The organism is Planosporangium thailandense (assembly GCF_011947195.1).
Taxonomy (GTDB): Bacteria; Actinomycetota; Actinomycetes; order Mycobacteriales; family Micromonosporaceae; genus Planosporangium; species Planosporangium thailandense.
Window position 1 is genome coordinate 18813 of sequence record NZ_JAATVY010000014.1, and the last position, 21169, is coordinate 39981.

General features: G+C 69.8%; 17 protein-coding genes, 1 tRNA gene and 1 pseudogene. 15 read left to right on the top strand and 4 right to left on the bottom strand.

Annotated features, from left to right (window positions below):
* Positions 1-83 precede the first annotated feature (83 nt).
* Positions 84-1259: a hypothetical protein gene (locus HC031_RS19145; RefSeq protein ID WP_205862952.1), complete on the bottom strand. Its 1176-nt coding sequence runs from the start codon at positions 1257-1259 to the stop codon at positions 84-86.
* A gap of 255 nt (positions 1260-1514) precedes the next feature.
* Between HC031_RS19145 and HC031_RS19150 the strand changes: the two are divergent.
* The 13 genes and pseudogenes from HC031_RS19150 to HC031_RS19210 form a co-directional block, all read left to right on the top strand.
* Positions 1515-3221: pseudogene (locus HC031_RS19150) on the top strand (CTP synthase); the annotation flags it as partial.
* A 209-nt stretch (positions 3222-3430) separates the two neighbouring features.
* The gene (locus HC031_RS19155) at positions 3431-3997 is read left to right on the top strand and encodes an NUDIX domain-containing protein (RefSeq protein WP_167926858.1); all 567 of its coding nucleotides are present in this window, start codon (positions 3431-3433) and stop codon (positions 3995-3997) included.
* A 142-nt stretch (positions 3998-4139) separates the two neighbouring features.
* Positions 4140-5255, top strand: coding sequence for an alanine dehydrogenase (gene ald / locus HC031_RS19160; protein WP_167926734.1), 1116 nt, complete (start codon positions 4140-4142; stop codon positions 5253-5255).
* 68 nt (positions 5256-5323) lie between these two features.
* Positions 5324-6253 carry a site-specific tyrosine recombinase XerD gene (locus HC031_RS19165; protein ID WP_240942703.1) on the top strand — a complete coding sequence of 310 codons (930 nt, stop codon included), beginning with the start codon at positions 5324-5326 and terminating at the stop codon, positions 6251-6253.
* 228 nt (positions 6254-6481) lie between these two features.
* Positions 6482-7420, top strand: a complete 939-nt coding sequence (locus HC031_RS19170; protein WP_167926735.1) for a ParA family protein — start codon at positions 6482-6484, stop codon at positions 7418-7420.
* Positions 7421-7479: 59 nt separating this feature from the next.
* Positions 7480-8430: a segregation/condensation protein A gene (locus HC031_RS19175; protein WP_167926736.1), complete on the top strand. Its 951-nt coding sequence runs from the start codon at positions 7480-7482 to the stop codon at positions 8428-8430.
* Positions 8427-9344 carry an SMC-Scp complex subunit ScpB gene (scpB, locus tag HC031_RS19180; protein WP_167926737.1) on the top strand — a complete coding sequence of 306 codons (918 nt, stop codon included), beginning with the start codon at positions 8427-8429 and terminating at the stop codon, positions 9342-9344. Before HC031_RS19175 ends, scpB begins: the two co-directional genes overlap by 4 nt.
* Positions 9331-10071 carry a pseudouridine synthase gene (locus HC031_RS19185; RefSeq protein WP_167926738.1) on the top strand — a complete coding sequence of 247 codons (741 nt, stop codon included), beginning with the start codon at positions 9331-9333 and terminating at the stop codon, positions 10069-10071. The genes scpB and HC031_RS19185 overlap by 14 nt, the downstream gene beginning before the upstream one ends.
* Before the next feature lie 71 nt (positions 10072-10142).
* Positions 10143-10811 carry a (d)CMP kinase gene (gene cmk, locus HC031_RS19190; RefSeq protein WP_338090741.1) on the top strand — a complete coding sequence of 223 codons (669 nt, stop codon included), beginning with the start codon at positions 10143-10145 and terminating at the stop codon, positions 10809-10811.
* A 26-nt stretch (positions 10812-10837) separates the two neighbouring features.
* Positions 10838-12247, top strand: coding sequence for a ribosome biogenesis GTPase Der (der, locus tag HC031_RS19195; protein ID WP_167926860.1), 1410 nt, complete (start codon positions 10838-10840; stop codon positions 12245-12247).
* Positions 12248-12424: 177 nt separating this feature from the next.
* Entirely contained in the window at positions 12425-14257 is a 1833-nt protein-coding gene (locus tag HC031_RS19200; protein ID WP_167926740.1) for an anthranilate synthase family protein, read from the top strand.
* A gap of 148 nt (positions 14258-14405) precedes the next feature.
* A tRNA-Pro gene (locus HC031_RS19205) sits at positions 14406-14479 on the top strand.
* 174 nt (positions 14480-14653) lie between these two features.
* Entirely contained in the window at positions 14654-15508 is an 855-nt protein-coding gene (locus HC031_RS19210; protein WP_167926741.1) for an IS5 family transposase, read from the top strand.
* Positions 15509-15526: 18 nt separating this feature from the next.
* Here HC031_RS19210 and HC031_RS19215 read toward each other — a convergent pair whose 3' ends face one another.
* Entirely contained in the window at positions 15527-16975 is a 1449-nt protein-coding gene (locus HC031_RS19215; protein WP_205862953.1) for an AAA family ATPase, read from the bottom strand.
* Between the two features lie 330 nt (positions 16976-17305).
* On the opposite strand from HC031_RS19215, the gene HC031_RS19220 reads away from it, so the two are divergent.
* The gene (locus HC031_RS19220) at positions 17306-17869 is read left to right on the top strand and encodes a nuclear transport factor 2 family protein (RefSeq protein ID WP_167926743.1); all 564 of its coding nucleotides are present in this window, start codon (positions 17306-17308) and stop codon (positions 17867-17869) included.
* Positions 17870-18115: 246 nt separating this feature from the next.
* Positions 18116-18292: a transposase gene (locus HC031_RS32565; protein WP_205862954.1), complete on the top strand. Its 177-nt coding sequence runs from the start codon at positions 18116-18118 to the stop codon at positions 18290-18292.
* 492 nt (positions 18293-18784) lie between these two features.
* Here the strand turns inward: HC031_RS32565 and HC031_RS19230 are convergent, their stop codons facing one another.
* Complete coding sequence (locus HC031_RS19230) at positions 18785-19975, bottom strand: MFS transporter (RefSeq protein ID WP_240942704.1); 1191 nt, start codon at positions 19973-19975, stop codon at positions 18785-18787.
* Positions 19976-20072: 97 nt separating this feature from the next.
* Entirely contained in the window at positions 20073-21125 is a 1053-nt protein-coding gene (locus HC031_RS19235; protein ID WP_205862976.1) for a 2-oxoacid:ferredoxin oxidoreductase subunit beta, read from the bottom strand.
* Positions 21126-21169: the final 44 nt, after the last annotated feature.

The window sequence follows — 21169 nt, forward strand, 5'->3', positions numbered from 1 at the left end:
CTCCCTCCGAGGGCGACGGCGCTCCCTCCGAGGGCGACGGCGCTCCCTCCGAGGGCGGCGGCGCTACGGCAGGGGCGGCAGCTCTACGGAAGGGGCGGCGGCGCATCGGTCCGCGTAGCGCTGTCCGGTTCGGACCATTCGTGGTGCCGGCGCGGGCCGTGCAGCATCGACCGGGCGCGGCGCCGGCTGACCGGCAGGCGGTGGAACTCGATCGGGCGGTCGCCCGACCACGGCGCGTACGGGGCGATGCACAGCGACGCGAACCGCAGCAGAAGCGGCTCGTAGGTGACCCGCCAGCCGACGAAGTCACGCCAGGCCTGGTCGCGGTCGTCCCGGAGCTTGGCGCCCGCGTCGACCAGGCGCGCGCAGGCGGCGTCGAACTCCTCCCGGCGCACGGAGATCGGGTCATCAGGGCGCGGGTCGGGGTCGTACGGCATGACGAAGTAGTCGCCGATGCGCCGCAGCGCGAGGTAGCCGGCGCGCAGGCACAGTTCGGCGCGGGCCTGGTGGTGGCGGTGCGATTCGAGGGTGGAGGAGACGAGAGCGGCGGAGTCCAGGATCGTTCCGGCCGCGTTGACCCAGCTGCGCTCCGGCGCGGGGGAGCGGAAGAACACCAGCATGGGTGTGGTGCTGTGGGTCTCCTCGATGTCGTTGAACCAGTGGGTCCAGTCGCGCCAGTAGGTGTCCAGCAGCGGCATCCCCTCGATGCGCGCTAACCGCACCAGCAGCGTGACCGCCCACGGTGGTGTGCCGGCCTCGGTCTCCAGCGCGGTGACCAGCAGTTCCCGCCGCGAATAGGTGGTGTAGATCGTGGGCAGGTAGGCGATCAGCAGCGCGATGAGCGACAGTCCGAACCCCGCCTCCGTCATCTCGACCAGCCCGGCGGGGAGGTTCGGCGGGAACCTGAAGCCGAGCATGAACATCGACGACCCGCTCTCGAGGAATGCGCCGCGCCAGGTGCGTTCGCCGATGACGTGGTAGATGGCGGTGAACCCGACCAGCACGAGGATGACCCAGACCAGCGGCAGGGCCAGCAGGGTGGTCGGCGCGAACACGGCCATCGTCCGGTCGCGCCGACGGTAGTCGTGCACGCCGCGGAGTCTCAGGCGGAACCCGGCGCGCACCGTGACGAAGACCAGACGGGTGATGAGCAGCGGCGTGCCACGGGGCACGACGAAGGTCATGGCCGCTGACATCGCGGTGAGGATCACGACGGCGGCACCGGCGAGGCCGACGAGTACCGAGATGGCGTAGTCCATGGGTAGCCCTCTTGCAGGCGGTCCGGGTACCTCTGTCGGCGTTACCCATAGTTCCCACGCGGTCACGAACTGGGAACTCCCGCGATCCCGGCCGGCCCGGCGCGCCGACACGGACGGGTGGATCAGGCAGACCATGGAGAGGGGTTTCCGATCATCCCCGGTGCGGGTGTTACTGTGGAGTCCCGTGGATCGGGCGTCGCACGCTTGCCCACACCGTCAGAGGAGAGCCCTCGGAAACGACCACGGGAGCAGGCTTTGGCCCCTTCGGCTAAGACGACCAAGCACATCTTCGTCACGGGGGGCGTCGCCTCCTCACTCGGCAAGGGGCTGACCGCCTCGAGCCTGGGCAACCTGCTCACCGCGCGCGGCCTGCGGGTGGTCATGCAGAAGCTCGACCCGTACCTCAACGTCGACCCCGGGACGATGAACCCGTTCCAGCACGGCGAGGTGTTCGTCACCGAGGACGGGGCCGAGACCGACCTCGACGTCGGCCACTACGAGCGGTTCCTCGACCGCAACCTGTCGCAGAAGGCCAACGTCACCACCGGACAGATCTACTCCGCGGTGATCGCCAAGGAGCGGCGCGGCGAGTACCTGGGTGACACCGTCCAGGTGATCCCGCACATCACCAACGAGATCAAGGACCGGATCCTGGCGATGGCCGAGCCCGCTGAGGACGGCCGCAAGCCCGACGTGGTGATCACCGAGGTCGGCGGCACCGTCGGCGACATCGAGTCGCTGCCGTTCCTGGAGGCCATCCGCCAGGTGCGCCACGACGTCGGCCGCGACAACGTCTTCTACCTGCATGTGTCGCTGGTGCCCTACCTCGCCCCGAGCGGCGAGCTCAAGACCAAGCCGACCCAGCACTCGGTGGCGGCGCTGCGCAACATCGGTATCCAGCCGGACGCGATCGTGTGCCGCTCCGACCGGGAGATCCCGCAGAAGCTCAAGGAGAAGCTCGCGCTGTACTGCGACGTCGACCGCGAGGCGGTCGTCAGCGCCCCGGACGCGCCCAGTATCTACGAGATCCCGAAGGTGCTGCACCGCGAAGGGCTCGACGCGTACGTGGTGCGCCGGCTCAACCTGTCCTTCCGTGACGTCAACTGGACGCGCTGGGACGACCTGCTCGACCGGGTGCGCCACCCGCGCCAGGCCGTGACCGTCGCCATGGTCGGCAAGTACATCGACCTGCCGGACGCGTACCTGTCGGTCACCGAGGCCCTGCGCGCGGCCGGGTTCGCCCACCGCGCCCGCGTCAACATCCGGTGGGTGCCCAGCGACGACTGCACCACCCTCGCCGGTGCCGCGCAGGCCCTCGCCGGCGTCGACGGCGTGCTGATCCCCGGCGGCTTCGGCGTGCGGGGCATCGAGGGCAAGGTCGGCGCGATCCGGTACGCCCGGGAGAACCGCATCCCGACCCTCGGCCTGTGCCTGGGCCTGCAGTGCATGGTCATCGAGACGCTGCGGCACGAGGCGGGTATCGCGGACGCGAACTCGGCGGAGTTCGACGAGAACACCCCCGACCCGGTCATCTCGACGATGGCCGACCAGGAGGACATCGTGGCCGGCAAGGGTGACCTGGGCGGCACGATGCGGCTGGGCGCGTACGACGCGAAGCTGCTGCCCGGGTCGGTGACGGCCGAGGCGTACGGTGCGACCGAGATCTCGGAGCGCCACCGGCACCGCTACGAGGTCAACAACGCCTACCGGGACGCGCTGGCCAAGGCCGGCATGGTGATCTCGGGTACCTCGCCGGACGGTCGGCTGGTCGAGTTCGTCGAGCTCGACCGGGACCGGCACCCGTTCTTCGTCGGCACGCAGGCCCATCCGGAGCTCAAGAGCCGGCCGACCCGGTCGCACCCGCTGTTCGCGGCGTTCATCGGCGCGGCGATCGAGTACAACGACGCCGACCGGCTGCCGGTGGAGATGCCCGAGGCCGACGTGGTCGCCGCGGATGCCGCCCAGGTGGCCGAAACGAAGGTGGCCGAGACGAAGGTGGCCGAGGCGAAGGTGGCCGCCGGGTCCGCCGAGAAGCGCGGCAAGAAGGCCGCCAAGGTGGCCGCGCCCCGCAGCGGGGCGGCGGGCGGGTCGGCGCGCTCGTGAGCGAGGGCGGCGACCCGGCCGATCACCGGTACGAGGTCCGCTCGCGCACCGAGCACTTCGCCGGCCCGATGTTCCGCGTCGTCACCGACGAGGTGGACATGCCGGGCGGGAACGTGGCCAAGCGCGACTACATGGTCCACATCGGCGCGGTCGGGGTGGTCGCGCTCGACGACGACGGGCGGGTGGTGCTGGTACGCCAGTACCGCCACCCCGTCCGGCAGCCGCTGTGGGAGCTGCCGGCCGGGCTCATGGACGTCGCCGGCGAGGCGCTCGACCGCGCCGCGCTGCGCGAGCTGGAGGAGGAGGCCGACCTCACGGCCGGCCGGCTGGACGTGCTGGTCGACCTGTACCCGTCGCCCGGCTGCTCCACGGAGGTCATCCGGCTGTTCCTGGCCCGCGAACTGAGCCCGGTGCCGCCCGAGCGCCGCCACGAGCGGCGCGACGAGGAGGCCGGTATGACGACCCACCGGGTCGACCTCGACGAGGCGGTGGCGATGGCGCTGCGTGGCGACATCGTCAACGGAGCGTGCCTGGTGGGGCTGCTGGCCGCGGCCCGGGCGCGCGACTGTGGCTGGTCGACGCTGCGGCCGGTGAACACCCCGCTACCCCGGAGGGAGCTGGCGCCGCCGCGCTGACATGGTGTCAACCGACCGGGGAAGTGGCTTCCAGTGTGATCAGCGCCTCAGCCGGTCCGCCGGCCCTAAACTCCCTCCGCGAGGCTCCGCGTCCTCGCAGGTGGCAACGGGGCCACCGGGAAGCGATTGAGGGGTCAGCATAGTGAAGGTCGGAATCCCGCGCGAAATCAAGAACCACGAGTACCGGGTCGCGATCACGCCGTCGGGCGTGAACGAGTTCGTGCGCCATGGGCATGAGGTCGTCATCGAATCCGGCGCCGGGCAGGGTTCGTCGATCACCGACGAGGAGTACCGCGCCGCCGGCGCGACGATCCTCGCCGACGCCGACGACGTGTGGGGCAGCGCCGAGCTGGTGCTGAAGGTCAAGGAGCCGATCGCCGAGGAGTACCACCGGATGCGCTCCGGCCAGGTGCTCTTCACGTACCTGCACCTGGCCGCGTCGGCCGACTGCACCCGGGCGCTGCTGGACGCGGGCGTGACCGGTATCGCGTACGAGACCGTCGAGCTGTCGGACCGGTCGCTGCCGCTGCTCGCCCCCATGTCCGAGGTCGCCGGGCGGCTCGCGCCGCAGGTCGGCGCGTACCACCTGATGCGCCAGGGCGGCGGCCGCGGCGTCCTGATGGGCGGCGTCTCCGGCGTGTACGCGGCGAAGGTCGTCGTCATCGGCGCCGGCGTGTCCGGCATGAACGCCGCCGCGATCGCGCTCGGCATGCAGGCCGAGGTGCTGCTGCTGGACAAGAACATCGCCCGGCTGCGCGCCGCGGACGCCATCTACCAGGGGCACCTGCAGACGGTCGCGTCCAACGCGTACGAGATCGAGAAGGCCGTGGTCGACGCCGACCTGGTCATCGGCGCGGTCCTGGTGCCGGGCGCGAAAGCGCCCACGCTGATCTCCAACGACCTGGTCAAGGCCATGAAGCCGGGCAGCGTGCTCGTCGACATCGCCATCGACCAGGGCGGCTGCTTCGAGGACTCGCGCCCGACCACGCACGCCGACCCGGTGTACCAGGTGCACAACTCGGTCTTCTACTGCGTGGCGAACATGCCGGGCGCGGTTCCGCACACCTCCACGTACGCGCTGACCAACGTCACCCTGCCGTACGCGGTGGAGCTGGCCAACCGGGGCTGGCGGGACGCGCTGCGGGCCGACCCGGCGCTCGCCCTGGGCCTGAACACCCACGCCGGCCAGGTCACGTACGGGCCGGTGGCCGAGGCGCACGGCATGACGCACGTACCGGTCACCGAGGTGCTCGCCTGACCGAGAACGCCGAACCGGACCAGCCCGACGCAGCGGACCGGCGGACCGAGCGATCGGAGCCTGCCGCGCTGCGTCGGGCGGTCCGTTCGTACCTCGACCACCTGACGGTCGAGCGGGGCCTCGCGGCGAACACGCTCAGCTCGTACCGTCGTGATCTTGATCGCTATCTGGAGGTCCTCGCGGCGGCGGGCGTGCGTGACCTGGCGTCCGTCGGGCCGCGGGAGGTCGCCGCGCACCTCGCGACGCTGCGCGCCGGCGGCGGCGACCATCCGCCGCTGTCGGCGGCGTCCGCGGCGCGCGCGGCGAGCGCGGTACGCGGCCTGCACCGGTTCGCTGTGCGGGAGGGGATCGCCCCGGTGGACCCGGCGCGGGAGGTGAAGCCGCCGACGCTGCCGAAGCGGCTGCCGAAGGCGCTCGACGTCAGCCAGGTCGAGGCGCTGCTGGCGGCGGCCGGGGCCGGCCTCGACGAGCCGCTCGCCCTGCGCAACCGGGCGCTGCTGGAGTTCCTGTACTCGACCGGCGCGCGCATCTCGGAGGCGGTGGGCTGCGCCGTCGACGATCTCGCTCTCGACGAGGGCGCCGTCCTGCTGCACGGCAAGGGCGGCAAGCAGCGCCTAGTGCCGGTCGGCGGGTACGCCCGGGAGGTGCTCGACGCGTACCTCGTCCGTGCCCGTCCGGGCCTGCTCGCCGGCGGTCGGGGCACGTCAGCGGTGTTCGTCAACGCCCGGGGCGGGCGGCTGTCGCGGCAGAGCGCCTGGGCGATCCTGCGCCGGGCGGCGGAGCACGCCGGGTTGCCGGTGGACGGCGCGCACGGGGTGTCACCGCACACGCTGCGCCACTCGTACGCCACCCACCTGCTCGACGGCGGCGCCGACATCCGGGTGGTGCAGGAGCTGCTCGGACACGCGTCGGTGACCACGACCCAGGTGTACACGCTCGTGACGGTCGAGCGGCTGCGCGAGGTGTACGCGACGGCCCACCCCCGCGCCAGAAACTGACAAGCCACCCTTTCGGGGTAAATCGTCCAGTGTGAACCACGCGTTGACAGGACATCGACGACGGGTGTTCGGCTTGTCGCGGTAACGACACGCCGAGTCCTGTCAGGAGATTTAGCTCGGTCGTGGCGTACAGTCGGGCGACGGCCATGTTCCGCGTGAGCCCGGCGTCGGCGAGCCGGTGCGGACCCGAGGCGGCGGGCATGTGCCGCCGAGAGGGGCGGGAACCAGATGGGCATTGGTGAGCACCAGGCGGAGGCTTGGACCTCGACGCTGCGCGCGCAACAGTCCGCGATGGACCTCGGCGCGGAGCTGGGTCCCGCCGATCCCACCGCCTACACCATGCGCCGACCGATCCCGGACCCCGTTCCGATCGACCGGCACGGGCCCGCGCGCATCATCGCGATGGCCAACCAGAAGGGCGGCGTCGGCAAGACGACGACCACCATCAACCTCGGTGCGGCACTGGCGGAGTACGGCCGCCGCGTGCTGCTCGTCGACTTCGACCCGCAGGGCGCGCTCTCGGTCGGGCTCGGCGTCAACCCGCACGAGCTGGAGATGTCGGTCTACAACCTGCTGATGGACGCCGAGGTCACCATCGACGACATCCGGATCAAGACCGACGTCGACGGGCTGCACCTGCTGCCGGCCAACATCGACCTGTCGGCCGCCGAGATCCAGCTCGTCAACGAGGTGGCCCGGGAGATGGCGCTCGCCCGCGCGCTGCGCCCGGTGATGCGCGACTACGACTTCATCCTCATCGACTGCCAGCCGTCGCTGGGCCTGCTCGCGATCAACGCGCTGACCGTCGCGCACGGCGTGCTGATCCCGCTGGAGTGCGAGTTCTTCAGCCTGCGCGGTGTCGCGCTGCTGCTCGACACCATCGACAAGGTCCGCGAGCGCCTCAACTTCGACCTCGATCTCGAGGGCATCCTCGCGACCATGTACGACAGCCGCACCACCCACTGCCGGCAGGTACTGCAGCGGGTCGTCGAGGCGTTCGGCGACAAGGTGTACCAGACGGTCATCACCAAGACCGTGAAGTTCCCCGAGTCGACCGTCGCCGGCGCCCCGATCACCACGCTCGACCCGGCGTCGTCCGGAGCGCGCAACTACCGGCAGCTCGCCCGCGAGGTCATCGCCGCGCACGCGGAGCGTAACGAGCAGTAGCCGACGCGCGTTCACCACTGCGTGACTTCGCTGGTGTGCGTGCGGGTGACCGAGTGGACGTGAGCTACGGTCTTCCGGTGACCGCGCCTGTCGACGAGCCGACCGCGCCCGTTGCCGACGAGGCCCTTGCCGATGCCGCCTCCGGCGACGCGGCAGCCGTCGACGACGCCGCCGGCGGCTTCACCGTCCGGCTGGCCAACTTCACCGGCCCGTTCGACCTGCTGCTGCAGCTGATCGGCAAGCACAAGCTGGACGTCACCGAGGTGGCGCTGCACGTCGTCACCGACGAGTTCATCGCCTACATCCGGGCCATGGGCGACGACTGGGACCTCGGCGAGGCGAGCGAGTTCCTGGTCGTCGCGGCGACCCTGCTCGACCTGAAGGCGGCCCGCCTGCTCCCGGCGGCGGCCGTCGAGAACGAGGAGGACCTGGCCCTGCTGGAGGCCCGTGACCTGCTGTTCGCGCGGCTGCTGCAGTACAAGGCGTTCAAGGAGGCCGCGGCGGCGATCGCCGCGATGGAGGCCTCGGCGGCCCGCCGCTGGCCCCGTGCGGTACCGCTCGAACCGCGCTTCGCCGAGGCGCTGCCCGACCTCGTCCTCACGATCGGCCCCGAGCGGCTCGCGGCCCTGGCGGCCAAGGCGTTCGCCCCCAAGGCGCCCCCGACCGTGTCGATCGACCACATCCACATGGTCCGGGTGAGCGTCCGCGAGCACGCCGAGATCATGCGCGACCAGTTGCTGCGGCTGCGGGTCGCCACCTTCAGTACGCTGTGCACGGACTGCCAGAGCACCCTCGAGCTGGTCGCCCGGTTCCTGGCGCTGCTGGAGCTGTACCGCGAGGGGCTCGTCGGCTTCGAGCAGGAACAGGCGCTCGGCGAGCTGACCGTACGGTGGACCGCCGGCGACGACGCCGGCGCCGGCCTCGACATCGACGAGTACGGCGAAGACGACCCCGAGGGTGGGGCAGCCGCCGAGCAGGATGAGGAAGGCCAGGAAGAGGAGTCGCAGTGAGTGGCGAGGACGAGGCCACCCGGTCGCTCGCGGACCAGGCGGCGAGCTGGGTGCCGCCGTGGGAGCGCCGACCGGGCTCCGCCGAGGCGCCCCCGGAAGAGCCCGATGAAGCGGACGAGCCCGCCGAGCTTCCCCGGATCTGGGCCGGGATCGAGGATTTCGGCAAGCGGGTCGGCACGATCTCCCCGCCCGAGGACGTCACCACGGACGTGCCGACGCCCGACCCGTCCCGGGAGCTGATGGCGGAGGCGCCCCGCACCGCGGACGTCAACGTGGCGCTGGTGCCGGTCGACGAGCCCGACGAGGAGCCGGTCGAGGAGCCCGTCGAACCGCCCGCGGCCGAGCCGGACCGCCCGCCGCTGCTCGAGCACCCGGCCGAGCTGCGTGGCGCCCTCGAAGCGATCCTGCTGGTCGTGCACGAGCCGGTCAGCGACGTGACCCTGGCCCAGGTGCTGGAGCTGCCCGTCGCGCCCGTCCGGGAGGCGCTCGAGGAGCTGGCCGCCGAGTACACCGGGCTCCAGCGCGGCTTCGAGCTGCGCCGGGCCGCCGGTGGATGGCGCCTGTACACCCGCAGCGACTACGCCACGTACGTGGAGCGCTTCGTCCTGGACGGCCAGCAGACCCGGCTGACCCAGGCGGCGCTCGAAACGCTCGCCGTGATCGCGTACAAGCAGCCGGTCACCCGCTCACGCATCTCCGCCATCCGCGGCGTCAACTGCGACGGCGTCGTACGTACCCTGGTGGCCCGCGGCCTGATCGAGGACTGCGGCAGCGAGCCCGACAGCGGCGCGTTTCTGTACCGTACGACGCCGCTGTTCCTGGAGAAGCTGGGTATCGACAGTGTCGACGAGCTGCCGCCGCTCGCTCCGTTCCTACCCGACGATGTGGATGAGATAGCCAATGCCCAGGGTTGAGTCCGAAAACGCACAACGGCTGCAGAAGGTCCTGGCCGCCGCCGGGGTCGGCTCGCGTCGCGCCTGCGAGGAGCTGATCGCCGCCGGCCGGGTCACCGTCAACGGCAAGCGCGCGACGCTGGGCGACAAGGTCGACGCCGAGACCGACGAGATCCACGTCGACGGCGAACGCGTCGTCACCAACACCAAGCTCGTCTACCTTGCCATGAACAAGCCGCGCGGCGTCGTGGCGACCATGGCCGACGAGCGCGGCCGGGACGCCATCGCCGACTACATCGGCAACGTGCCGCAGCGGGTGTACCACGTCGGCCGGCTGGACGCCGACAGCGAGGGGCTGCTGCTGCTCACCAACGACGGCACCCTTGCCCACCGGCTCATGCACCCCTCGTACGAGGTGGCCAAGACGTACCTCGTCGAGGTCGAGGGGCCGGTGCCCCGCACGGTCGGCCGCCAGCTGCGCGCGGGCGTCGAACTGGAGGACGGGCCGGCGAAGGTCGACGCGTTCAAGCTGGTGGACGCCTACCAGCGGACCGCCCTGGTCGAGGTCGTGATCCACGAGGGCCGCAAGCACATCGTCCGCCGGATGTTCGACGTGGTCGGCCACCCGGTCAACCGCCTCATCCGGACCTCGATCGGGCCCGTCCGCCTCGGCGACCTCAAGCCCGGGCGTACCCGCCGGTTGACGCCGGCAGAGGTCGCCGCCCTGTTCAAGGCGGTGGAAGGGTAGCCGGCGGCAGGTGGCCGGGTGACGACCGGCATTATTGAGGGGTCATGGGGAGCGCGTCGGAGGCGGGCAGAGTGAGCGAACAGCGTTGTGTGGTGGCCGTGGACGGTCCATCCGGATCGGGCAAGTCCACCGTCTCGCGCCGGCTCGCCGTGGCGCTCGACGGGCGCTACCTGGACACCGGTGCGATGTACCGGGCCGTGACCTGGGCGGTTCTCCGCGACGGGATCGACCCGGCCGACGCCGAGTCGGTCGCCAAGATCGCTGACAACGTCGTCCTCACCGTCGGCACCGACCCGCGGGACCCGCACATCAGCGTCGACGACACCCCGGTGGACGGGCCGATCCGGGGGCCCGAGGTCACCGCGGCCGTGTCGCCGGTCGCCGCCGTGCCTGCCGTACGGGCCCGGCTGGTCGCCCAGCAGCGTCAGATCATCGCCGCCGAGCCGCGGATCGTCGTCGAGGGCCGCGACATCGGTACGGTCGTCGCGCCCGACGCCGACCTCAAGGTCTACCTGACCGCCTCGGAGGCCGAACGGGGTCGCCGGCGCAGCCTCGAGAACGCGGCCGACCTCGCCGCGACAGTGGCCGACCTGGCCCGCCGTGACAAGATCGATTCCACCCGGGCCGCGGACCCGCTGCGCCGGGCCGACGACGCGGTGGTGCTCGACAGCACCGAGCTGGGTATCGACGAGGTCGTGGCGAGGTTGAAGACACTGGTGGACGAGGCGACGCGACGGTGACCACGAACGAGCCGGACCAGACCGACATCGACTCGGTCGACCTCCCGGAATTCGACGAGTCCGACTTCGAGGAAGCCGAAGCGGCCGAAGGCTACTCCGACACCGACGATGAAGGCCCGGTGCCGGTCGTCGCGGTCGTCGGGCGGCCGAACGTCGGCAAGTCCACCCTGGTCAACCGGATCATCGGTCGCCGGCAGGCGGTCGTCGAGGACGTCCCCGGCGTGACCCGCGACCGCGTCGCCTACGACGCCCTGTGGTCCGGACGGCGCTTCACGATCGTCGACACCGGCGGCTGGGAGCCCGACGCGCGCGACCGGGCCAAGGCCATCGCGGCGCAGGCCGAGTCCGCTGTGCAGACCTCGGACGTGGTGCTGTTCGTGGTCGACGCGACCGTCGGCCCGACCGCCGACGACGAGGCGGCCGTACGGATGCTGCGCCGTGGCGGCAAGCCCGTCGTGCTGGTCGCCAACAAGGTCGACAACCCCCGGCTGGAGGCCGAGTCTGCCGCGCTGTGGTCGCTCGGGCTCGGCGAGCCGCACCCGGTGTCGGCGCTGCACGGGCGCGGCTCCGGCGACCTCCTCGACGCGGTCCTCGACGTACTCCCGGAGGAGCCGACCGGGGTGGCCCGGCCGCGCGGGCCCCGCCGGGTCGCGCTCGTCGGCCGGCCCAACGTCGGCAAGTCCAGCCTGCTCAACCGGCTGGCCAAGGAGGAGCGGGCGGTCGTCGACTCCGTCGCCGGCACCACCGTCGACCCGGTCGACAGCCTCGTCACCATCGGCGGCGAGCTGTGGAACCTCGTCGACACCGCCGGCCTGCGCAAGCGGGTCGGGTTCGCCAGCGGCACCGAGTACTACGCCAGCCTGCGCACCGCCGCCGCGATCGAGGCCGCCGAGGTGGCCGTCGTGCTGCTGGACGCCCACGAGCCGATCAGCGAACAGGACCAGCGGATCATCACCATGGTCGCCGAAGCCGGCCGCGCCCTGGTCATCGCGTTCAACAAGTGGGACCTGGTCGACGAGGACCGCCGCTACCAGCTGGCCCGGGAGATCGAGCGGGAGCTGCGCCGGGTGCCGTGGGCGCTGCGGCTCAACGTCTCCGCCAAGACCGGCCGGGCGGTCGACAAGCTCGCCCCGGCCCTGCGTACCGGCCTGGAGAACTGGTCGCGGCGGGTACCCACCGGCCGGCTCAACCAGTTCCTCACCGCGCTCGTGCAGGCCACGCCGCACCCCGCGCGCGGTGGACGGTCCCCGCGCATCCTGTTCGCCACCCAGGCGGGCACCTGCCCGCCCCGGTTCGTGCTGTTCACCACCGGGCCGCTCGACGCCGGGTACGTCCGGTTCGTCGAGCGCCGGCTGCGTGAGGAGTTCGACTTCGCCGGTACCCCCATCCACGTGTCCGTACGGCCCCGCAAGAAGAACGGGCGCGGCCGGGGCTGATGGGCTGGTACAGTGCTCGCCATGTCCGCGCGTATGAGTTGCTGGTGGCCCGCCTGACCGGCGGCCATCCCCATCCGCGCGTGACGTAACCATCCGCGGCCGCCTCCCACGAGGCGGCCGCCGGCGTTTCCACGGCTCTTCGCCTCGGGCGGCTTCGTCGAGCCGAAAGGAACGCTCATGGAGATCCCCGCAGGCCCGTTCGCGCTGCTGCGCCGCGAAGGGCGCGAGCACGTCGAGGTGCTGACCGGTACGGTCGGGACGGCCCCGTCCCTTGCTGCGCTTCCGCTGCGCCCATCTTTGGTGGGCCCGGACCTGCTCGCGGTGGTGCCGTACCGGCAGGTACGCGAGCGGGGCTTCGAGGCCGTCGACGACGGAGCGCCGCTTTCGTACCTCCGGGTGGACGGCTGCGCCGAGGTGCCCACCGACGAGGTGTTGGCGGCGCTGCCGGCCGCGCCGCCCCGGGTGCGCGGCGGCGCCTTCGACGTACCCGATAATGCGTATGCGCAGATGGTCGAAGACGTGCTCCGCGACGAGATCGGCCGCGGGGAAGGCTCGAACTTCGTCATCCACAGGGTGTACGAAGCCTCCGTCGACGGTGACCCGTTGACCGCGGCGTTGGCCGCGTTCGCCCGGCTGCTGCGCGACGAGCGCGGGGCGTACTGGACGTTCCTCGTCCACACCGGTACGCGCACCTTCGTGGGAGCGAGCCCCGAGCGGCATGTCAGCGTCGACGACGGCCTGGTCATGATGAACCCGATCAGCGGCACCTACCGGCATCCGGCCGGCGGCCCCGACCGTGACGGGCTGCTCGCGTTCCTCGCCGACCGCAAGGAGATCGACGAGCTGTACATGGTGCTCGACGAGGAGCTCAAAATGATGGCGACCGTCGCGGACGTGGGCGGTCAGGTCGTCGGGCCCTACCTCAAGCAGATGGCGCACCTGACGCACACCGAGTACCTGCTGGTCGGGCGGGGATCACTCGACGCCCGGCAGGTCCTGCGGGAAACCATGTTCGCCCCGACCGTCGTCGGCAGCCCCATCGAGAACGCGTGCCGGGTCATCGCCCGCCACGAGCGGCGCGGACGGGACTATTACGGGGGAGTACTGGCATTGATCGGCCAGGATTCCGCTGGCCGGCAGACCCTCGACGCGCCGATCCTGATCCGTACCGCCGTGATCTCTGCTGCGGGCTCTCTGCGGGTGCCGGTCGGAGCGACCCTGGTAAGGCACTCGACGCCGGCACACGAGGTGGCTGAGACGTACGCCAAGGCCGCCGGGGTCATGGCAGCGTTGGGGCTGCGGGGGAGTGGCGGGGGCTCGTCGCCGGCCCTGCTCGTCGCGGACGACGACGTGCGGGCGGCGCTCGAGCGGCGCAATGGCACGCTGGCCCGGTTCTGGCTGGAAGCGCGTTCTTCTGTGCTGTCGCCGGTGTTCGCGGGTCGGCGGGTGCTCGTGGTCGACGCCGAGGACACGTTCACCGGCATGCTCGCCCACCAGCTGCGGGCGCTGGGCTTCGCGGTGACGCTCCGGTCGTACCGTGAAGATTTTGATTGTGAAGGGTTTGACCTGGTCGTCGTCGGTCCCGGGCCCGGAGATCCGGGGGATCTGGGTGACCCGAAGATCGCCCGGTTGCGGGAGATCGTCGATCAGCTGCTGGAGGCGCGACAGCCGATGCTCGCCATCTGCCTCGGGCATCAGATCCTCGCCGGTGCGCTCGGCCTGCCGCTGCACCGCAAGGACACTCCGTACCAGGGCATGCAGCGCGAGATCGACTTCTTCGGGCGCGCGGAGCGGGTGGGATTCTATTCGACGTACACGGCTCTGTACTCGCCGCTGGCGGGGGTCGAGGTGAGCCATGATCCGTTGTCCGGGGAGGTTCACGCGCTGCGTGGCGCGTCCTTCGCCGGGGTGCAGTTCCATCCCGAGTCGGTGCTCACCGAGCACGGTATCGATCTGCTGCGCGAGCTGGTGGGGCCGTTGGTGTACGCGGGGCGGCAGGCTCGTCCCTGACCCGGCTTATCGTCCGCTTTTCGTCCGTCTTCCGGCCCCGCGCCCGGCCCCTGGGCGACTCGATCGAGAAGAGGGGGAATGCCGCGCGCGGAACCGTCGACGGGTGCGCTACGCTGTACCGGCTGCCACGGCACAGCTGTGGTGGCAACGGGACGTGGCGCAGTTTGGTAGCGCACTTGACTGGGGGTCAAGGGGTCGTCGGTTCAAATCCGGCCGTCCCGACGCAGCTCAGAGGGCATATCCGATCGATGGATATGCCCTCTTGTCGTTGCTGGGTGACTAAGAGAGACCGTCAATTGGGTGGAAGTCGGTCAGGAGAGCGGCTCGGGGTAGCAAACAGGCACGGGCGTGTCGATCATGTGAGTTCTCTACGCCCCGTGAACGACAAGGACGCCCGTGCCTGCCATCCCATCATCGCTGTTGGAACCCGTCTGGGTCGAGTTCGCCGCGCTGCTGCCCGAACGCGACGAGTTCCATCCCGATCATCCGTTGAGGTGCCACCGGCGTTGTATCCCGGATCGGGTGGTGTTCGAACACCTGGTTGCCGCGCTGGTGCACGGCTCGGGCTACGAACGCATCGCCACGGTCGGATGTTCGGACTCCACCATCCGCCGTCGGCTCAAGGACTGGGCTCGCGCCGGGATCGCCGAACAGGTCCACGCGGTCGCGCTGGCCGCCTACGACCGGATCATCGGCCTGCAGTTGGCCGACATTCCGACCGACGGATGTATCACCAAGGCCCCCTGCGGTGGTGACAAGGCCGGCCCATCGCCGGTGGACAGGCGCAAGGGCGGACTGAAACGATCGGTGGCCACCGAGGGGGCCGGGGTGCCGCTGGGTGTCGTATCGGCCGGCGCCAACCGCCACGACTCACCACTGTTGGGTCCGACCCTGCAAGCGGCCACCGACCAGGTCGGCCCGTACTGGCCGATAGACGTCACCGTGCACCTGGATGCCGGCTATGACTCGCGCGTCACCCGGACCCTGCTCGACGGGCTGGGTTTACATGCTGCGATCGCCCGCAAAGGTGTACCCGCGCCGGTCCAGGTCGGCAAGCGGTGGGTAGCCGAGCGTACGCACGCCTGGATGAACGGCTATGGCAAGCTGCGCCGCTGCACCGACCGCGACAGCAAGATCGTGGACTTCTTCCTCTACCTCGCCGCCGCCTTCGTCACCGTCCGTGCACTCATCCGCGAAGCCCGGACCCGCTACCGCGGGCAGACCCGGCCAACCACCCGCCGCCTCAAGTAACGCCAATTGACGGTCTCCCTAAAGACGCGTCCGCAGACGCGCGATGGGCTGGCGTTGGGAGAGGTCGACGGCGACCAGCCGGCCGGCCTGGTCCCACAAAGTGAGGGTGTCGGCGTGCCTTCGAACGCCGATACCGGCGACGGTGGCGGGAAACACGACTCGCAGGTTGCTGTCGGGGATCTCGACCGTAGTGCGATCCGGCTCTTCGACGCGTAGGCCGAACACCCCGCCGCTGGCGAGCAATGTTGGCTCGGTGTTCGTGGTCCATGGGCCCGAGCGGTGGCCGGTGACGTCGTAGGTATCGGTGTTTTGGTCGTGTGTGGTGGTGAGCAGCGTCGCCGATGCGAGTACCGCGACGGCGGCGATTCCGTCGACGTTGACGGGTTGCCGGGACCGCAGCATGAGCGAGGGCAGGTCCCAGCGCCACACCTGCGTACTTGCCTCACCGATGGACAGCGGGTCGGTGACCCGGACCAGGGCGGCGAGGCTTGTCGGACTCCGGTCGATGTGCAGCACTTCGACGGTGGAGTCCAGTTCACGCCAGGCGATACGTGGGGTCGCGTCGCCCAGGTCGATGAATGCGATGCCGTCATCGTCGACCACGGTCAGCAGCGCGCCGTCGAAGCGCGGGAGTACCCAGAGGTCGTCACTGCTGGCCTCGGTGCGCCCATCCAACGCCGCTGCGGCCGCCACCAGCCGCTGCGAACGCACAACCCGGCGGTCGCTGAGCGGCACACCTGCCTGACGCAGCCGGCGGATCGCGGTACCCAACAGGCCGCGTATACCGCTCAAGTCACATCCGCGAGCTGCCTCGGTGAGCCGATCCAGCGCCGGCAGCAGCGATCCCGGAGGGTTCGCCGGGCAGCTGCCCGCAGCCCAGCCCACCTCCAAGAGTTCGTCGAGTTGCGCGTCCGGCACCGGGGTGACGAAGATGCGGGCCAGGAAACGGTCCGCGAACGCTGCGAGCGCCGGATCGTCGGGCAGGGTGTTGGCGGCGCCGACGCAGATCCGCAACGGGCACGACAGGAGAGTTGATCCCCGCCGGAATGCCCGTTCGTTCAAGATGCCCAACAGAGTGTTGAGCACCGCGGTCGAGCCGAGGAACACCTCATCGAGGAACGCCACCTCCGCCTCGGGCAGCATGCCGGCGGTCTCGAACTCCACCACGCCGTCACGCAGCCGGCGCAGGTCGACAGAGCCGAAGATCTCGTTCGGCTCGGTGAACCGACCGAGCAGGTACTCGAAGTACCGCCCGCCGAGCTGGCCAGCCGTCCGCCGTACCGCCTCGGACTTGGCGGTACCCGGCGCACCTATAACCAGCAGGTGCTCGCCGGCGACGGCGCACAACACGACGACTTCGGCGACCACCTCCCGGTCGACAAGACCGGCTCGTGCTCGAGTGACCGCGTCCCGAAGGGCGGCCGCATCCACCGATAGCACATCAGGCTGCGTGGAGATCGTTTGCACTGGCGAAGTGTACGAAGCCGAGTTCGATGTCCGCATTCCAGTTACTCCGCGTGTCCACCACCCGCCGACTCCGTTGCCGTACCGGTGAAGCGCTGGGCGAATGCGCCGTATGCCGGTGTTCCGGGCAGACGGTCATGGATGGCGAACACCACGCATGCCCACCAGCTGTCGAAGCCGGGTGAGGTGTCGGTGAGGACCTCCGGGACGGCGGCGGCTCGAACGCCGCCTCACCGATTTCGCTATGACTAGAGGAGACCGTTGTCAGCCACCAATCCATACATATAATGTGCAGGAAAGTTTCGTCTGTGACAGATTGTGAAGGAGCCGCACATGAGTGAATGGACGTCCCTTGAGACGCGGGTCGGTCGACTGGAGGATCGCCTCGCAATCCAGGAGCTCGGTGTGCTCTACGGTTTCATCATGGATGAGCGTGACGAGGAGGGGATCCGTCAGATCTTCTGCGACGACGCGACCCTCCGCTCAGAGGACGGCGTGTTCGCCGCCAATGGGATCGAGGAGATCGTCACGACGTACCTCGGCCGCTTTGCCGCGCTCGGGCCGACCAACCATTTCTCGCATGGCCACGTGGTCCGGTTCGACGAGTCCGATCCCGACAAGGCGACCGGGCTTCTCGCGGGCCACGCCGAGGTCGATCGCAACGGCGTCGCGATGCAGGTCGCGTTGAGGTACAAGGACGCCTACCGCCGCGTCGACGGCCGGTGGCGCTTCGCCGACCGGAAGATGGGCTACATGTACTACATGCCGTTTTCAGAACTGGCGACCGACCTTGGCGACCGCAACAGCGTCCGGGCCTATGGCGACCACAGGCCGTCCGACTGGCCCGAGGTGCTCTACTCCGATCAGGGCAATGCCTTCCTCAAGGACTATCGCTGAGCTGGCTGAGCTTATCCGACGGGTCCGGTCGATAAGCCGGGTCGACAGGACCCGTTCGCATCCGTAGGGCGACGACAAGGTGCTCACCGCGGTTGCAGTCCACAGCGCTACCCGACCAGGTTGGCGGCGACGAAACCTGCATCCGCGGCCGGAAGCTCTCGAAGACGGCAATGTTCAGGGCGCCGAAGAGCCCAGATGCCGCAGCACATGGTTGAACGCTGTCGCGCTGCCGGTCCCCTGGGGGGCATGGCCTCCTGGGCAGGCATGTGCCCGGGCAACAACCAGTCCGGTGCGCTGAACAAACCCGGGCACACCCGGCACGGCGACGCGTGGCTCAAAGCCGTCCTGGGACAGGTCGCGGTCGCCGCCTCCCGAGCCAAGGGCACGTACCTGGCCGGCCGATACCGGCGGATCGCCGCTTGACGCGGCAAGAAACGCGCGCTCGTCGGGGTAGGGCATTCCGTCCTGATCGCCGTGTGGGTCATGCTCAGCCGCGATGTCGCCTACCACGACCTGGGAGTCGAGTACTTCGTCGAACGACTCAACCCGCACGCCGATTTCGTGTCGGCGACCACCGCCGGCGCCGCGGAGCACTCCTGAGCCGACCGAGCAGCGAGGTCGTCACCGCACCCACGAGAACCGCTCCGGTCAGGCGAGCAATAGTCAAGACTTGTGGATGAGAGATCTTGATTAGGCCGCTGTGGCTACGGATTCGGCGTGGGTGTTGGATCGTTCGACGAGGTGGCCTTGCGGCACCATGCCAGCAGGATCGCCGAGGCGAACCGTCGCCGCTCGCCCGTGGTCTCAACAGTGCGCTTGTCATTGACCCGCGGGGCGGCTGCTCACCACTCCGGTTGACGATCATCAGCAGGACCAGGGTCGGAACGAGGAGTCGCTTGCGCGGGGAGAGCAATGTCACTCGCTGCTGATGCTCACGGATGCAGGGGATTCCAGCGCTGGGTTCTCCAGCCGGCGGTCGGGCCGGAAGGCAGGGATCGTCACCAGCACGCCCAGGATCAGGGCCAAGATGACGGAGTAACCGGCGGTGAAACCGCCGGTGAGGTCGTGAAGGACTCCGAGAAGTACCGGGGCGAACGCGCCGGCGACATAGGCGACCAGCATGACCATTCCGCTCAGCCTCGCTGCGTCCGCTTGGCTGCTCGCCACGTCCACTAGGAGCACGAGAGCCAACGTCGAGCCACCGCCGGCCCCTGTTCCGAACAAGCACATGGCCGGCCACACGAGTCCGAGCGGGTCGATCAGCAGGCAAGCGATCCCCAATGCGCTGGAGACCAGGACCAACGCCAGGAGCGGACGACGATCACGTGTGTAGTCTGTCAGCCAGGGCAGGGTGAGCATGCCGGCGAGCTGGACCACCTGGAAGGTCACGAAGTAGCCCGCCGCCCTCTGGTCGGGGACGCCGAGCTCGACGTACAGCGGTGTTACCCAAGCCAGACCGCTGAAGCCGATGATCATGGCTGCGGTCGTGTACCACGTGACCCACCAGGCCGTACGGGAGTGCCACGGCAGGTGGTGATTCACCACGAGTCCGGTCACCTCCCGGGACGGGTGTGCGCGGCGGAGACGGGGAGTGGCACAGAGCCACAGGGCGAGAGTCACCAGGGCGATGAGGCCCCACAGCGCAAGTGCCGGCTTCCACCCACCGAGCCAAGCGTCAGTCGGCACCGCGATCCATGCGGCAACCGCAACACCCATGGCAAGCCCCGTAGAGTACAGGCCCATCGCGAATCCACGGATCTTGGGCACGTGATGGGCGATCAGGCTTGGGAGAAGGGCAGTCGCACCGCCCATACCCACCCCGGCCACCGCACTGGACAACAGGAAGATCCACGTGTGGTTGGCCACCAGTCGGATCGAACAGCCGACGGCCAAGGTGCCCAGCATCACGGAGGTGGCCCGCTCCGGTCCGATCCAGGCGCCCAGCTTCTGCCCCAACGGTGCGCACAGTCCAGTGAAGAGGATCGCGACCGAGGTGAGCATGCCTTGTGTCGTGCTCGACAGTCCGAGCTCGTCGGTGATCGGCGGCAACAGCGGAGGTACCGAGCCCAGGGCTGCGCGAAGGTTGAGCCCGATTACGGTCGCCATCGCCACGAAGAGCCATGCGGGCAGTAGCCCTCTTCCGGGGGGAGCAGCGTCTTCGTCTACGTCGCATGGCAGAGGGACCCGTGGCTGGGTCAACGGATCACTCCACGGTCCATGTGTCTCCTCCAGCGAGAAGCCCGGCGAGTGCTTGAAAACGGTCCTGGCCGGCGGTGGCGGTGCGGATCTGGTCGCGGGCGAGGTCGTCGTAGGTGGGGCGGTCGACGGAGCGGAAGATGCCGATCGGGGCCTGGTCAAGGTTGCTGGCGTCGGTGAGCCTCGACAGGGCGAACGCGGTGGTCGGGTCCTCGGCACGCGCGTCGTGCACCAGTACGTCCGCGGCGTCGACGTCAGCGACCCGGACCACGCGAACCCCGCCGGTAGCCGGGTCGAGGACGATCCCCTTGGACCCGAGCCCGTCCTCGCCGGGGGCGCCGAACCGGATCGGCTCGCCGTGCACCAGCGGGATGATCGCATCCGCCTTGGTGTCGTTGGACTTGATCGCGTCGAACGCGCCGTCGTTGAAGATGGGGCAGTTCTGGTAGATCTCGACCAGCGCGGTGCCGCGGTGCTGGGCGGCGGCGGTGAGCACCTCGGTGAGGTGCTTGCGGTCGGAGTCGATGGTGCGGGCGACGAAGGTGGCCTCGGCGCCGAGCGCGAGGGAGACCGGGTTGAACGGGTTGTCCAGGGATCCCATCGGGGTGGACTTGGTGACCTTGCCGGGCTCGCTGGTGGGGGAGTACTGGCCCTTGGTGAGTCCGTAGATCCGGTTGTTGAACAGCAGGATCTTCAGGTTCACGTTTCGGCGCAGCGCGTGAATCAGGTGGTTGCCGCCGATCGAGAGCGCGTCGCCGTCGCCGGTGACCACCCACACGCTCAGGTCCGCGCGGCTCGTCACCAAGCCGGTGGCGATCGCGGGGGCGCGGCCGTGGATGGAGTGCATCCCGTAGGTGTTGAGGTAGTACGGGAACCGGGACGAGCAGCCGATGCCGGAGACGAACACGATGTTCTCCCGCTTGAGCCCGAGCTGGGGCAGGAAACCCTGCACCGCGGAGAGCACCGCGTAGTCACCACAGCCTGGGCACCAGCGCACCTCCTGGTCGGAGGTGTACTCCTTGCGGTTCCCCGGGAACTCCGCGACCGGAACACCGCGCAGACCCGGGAACGGAAGTTCAGTCAGGTTGTGCACGTCAACGAACT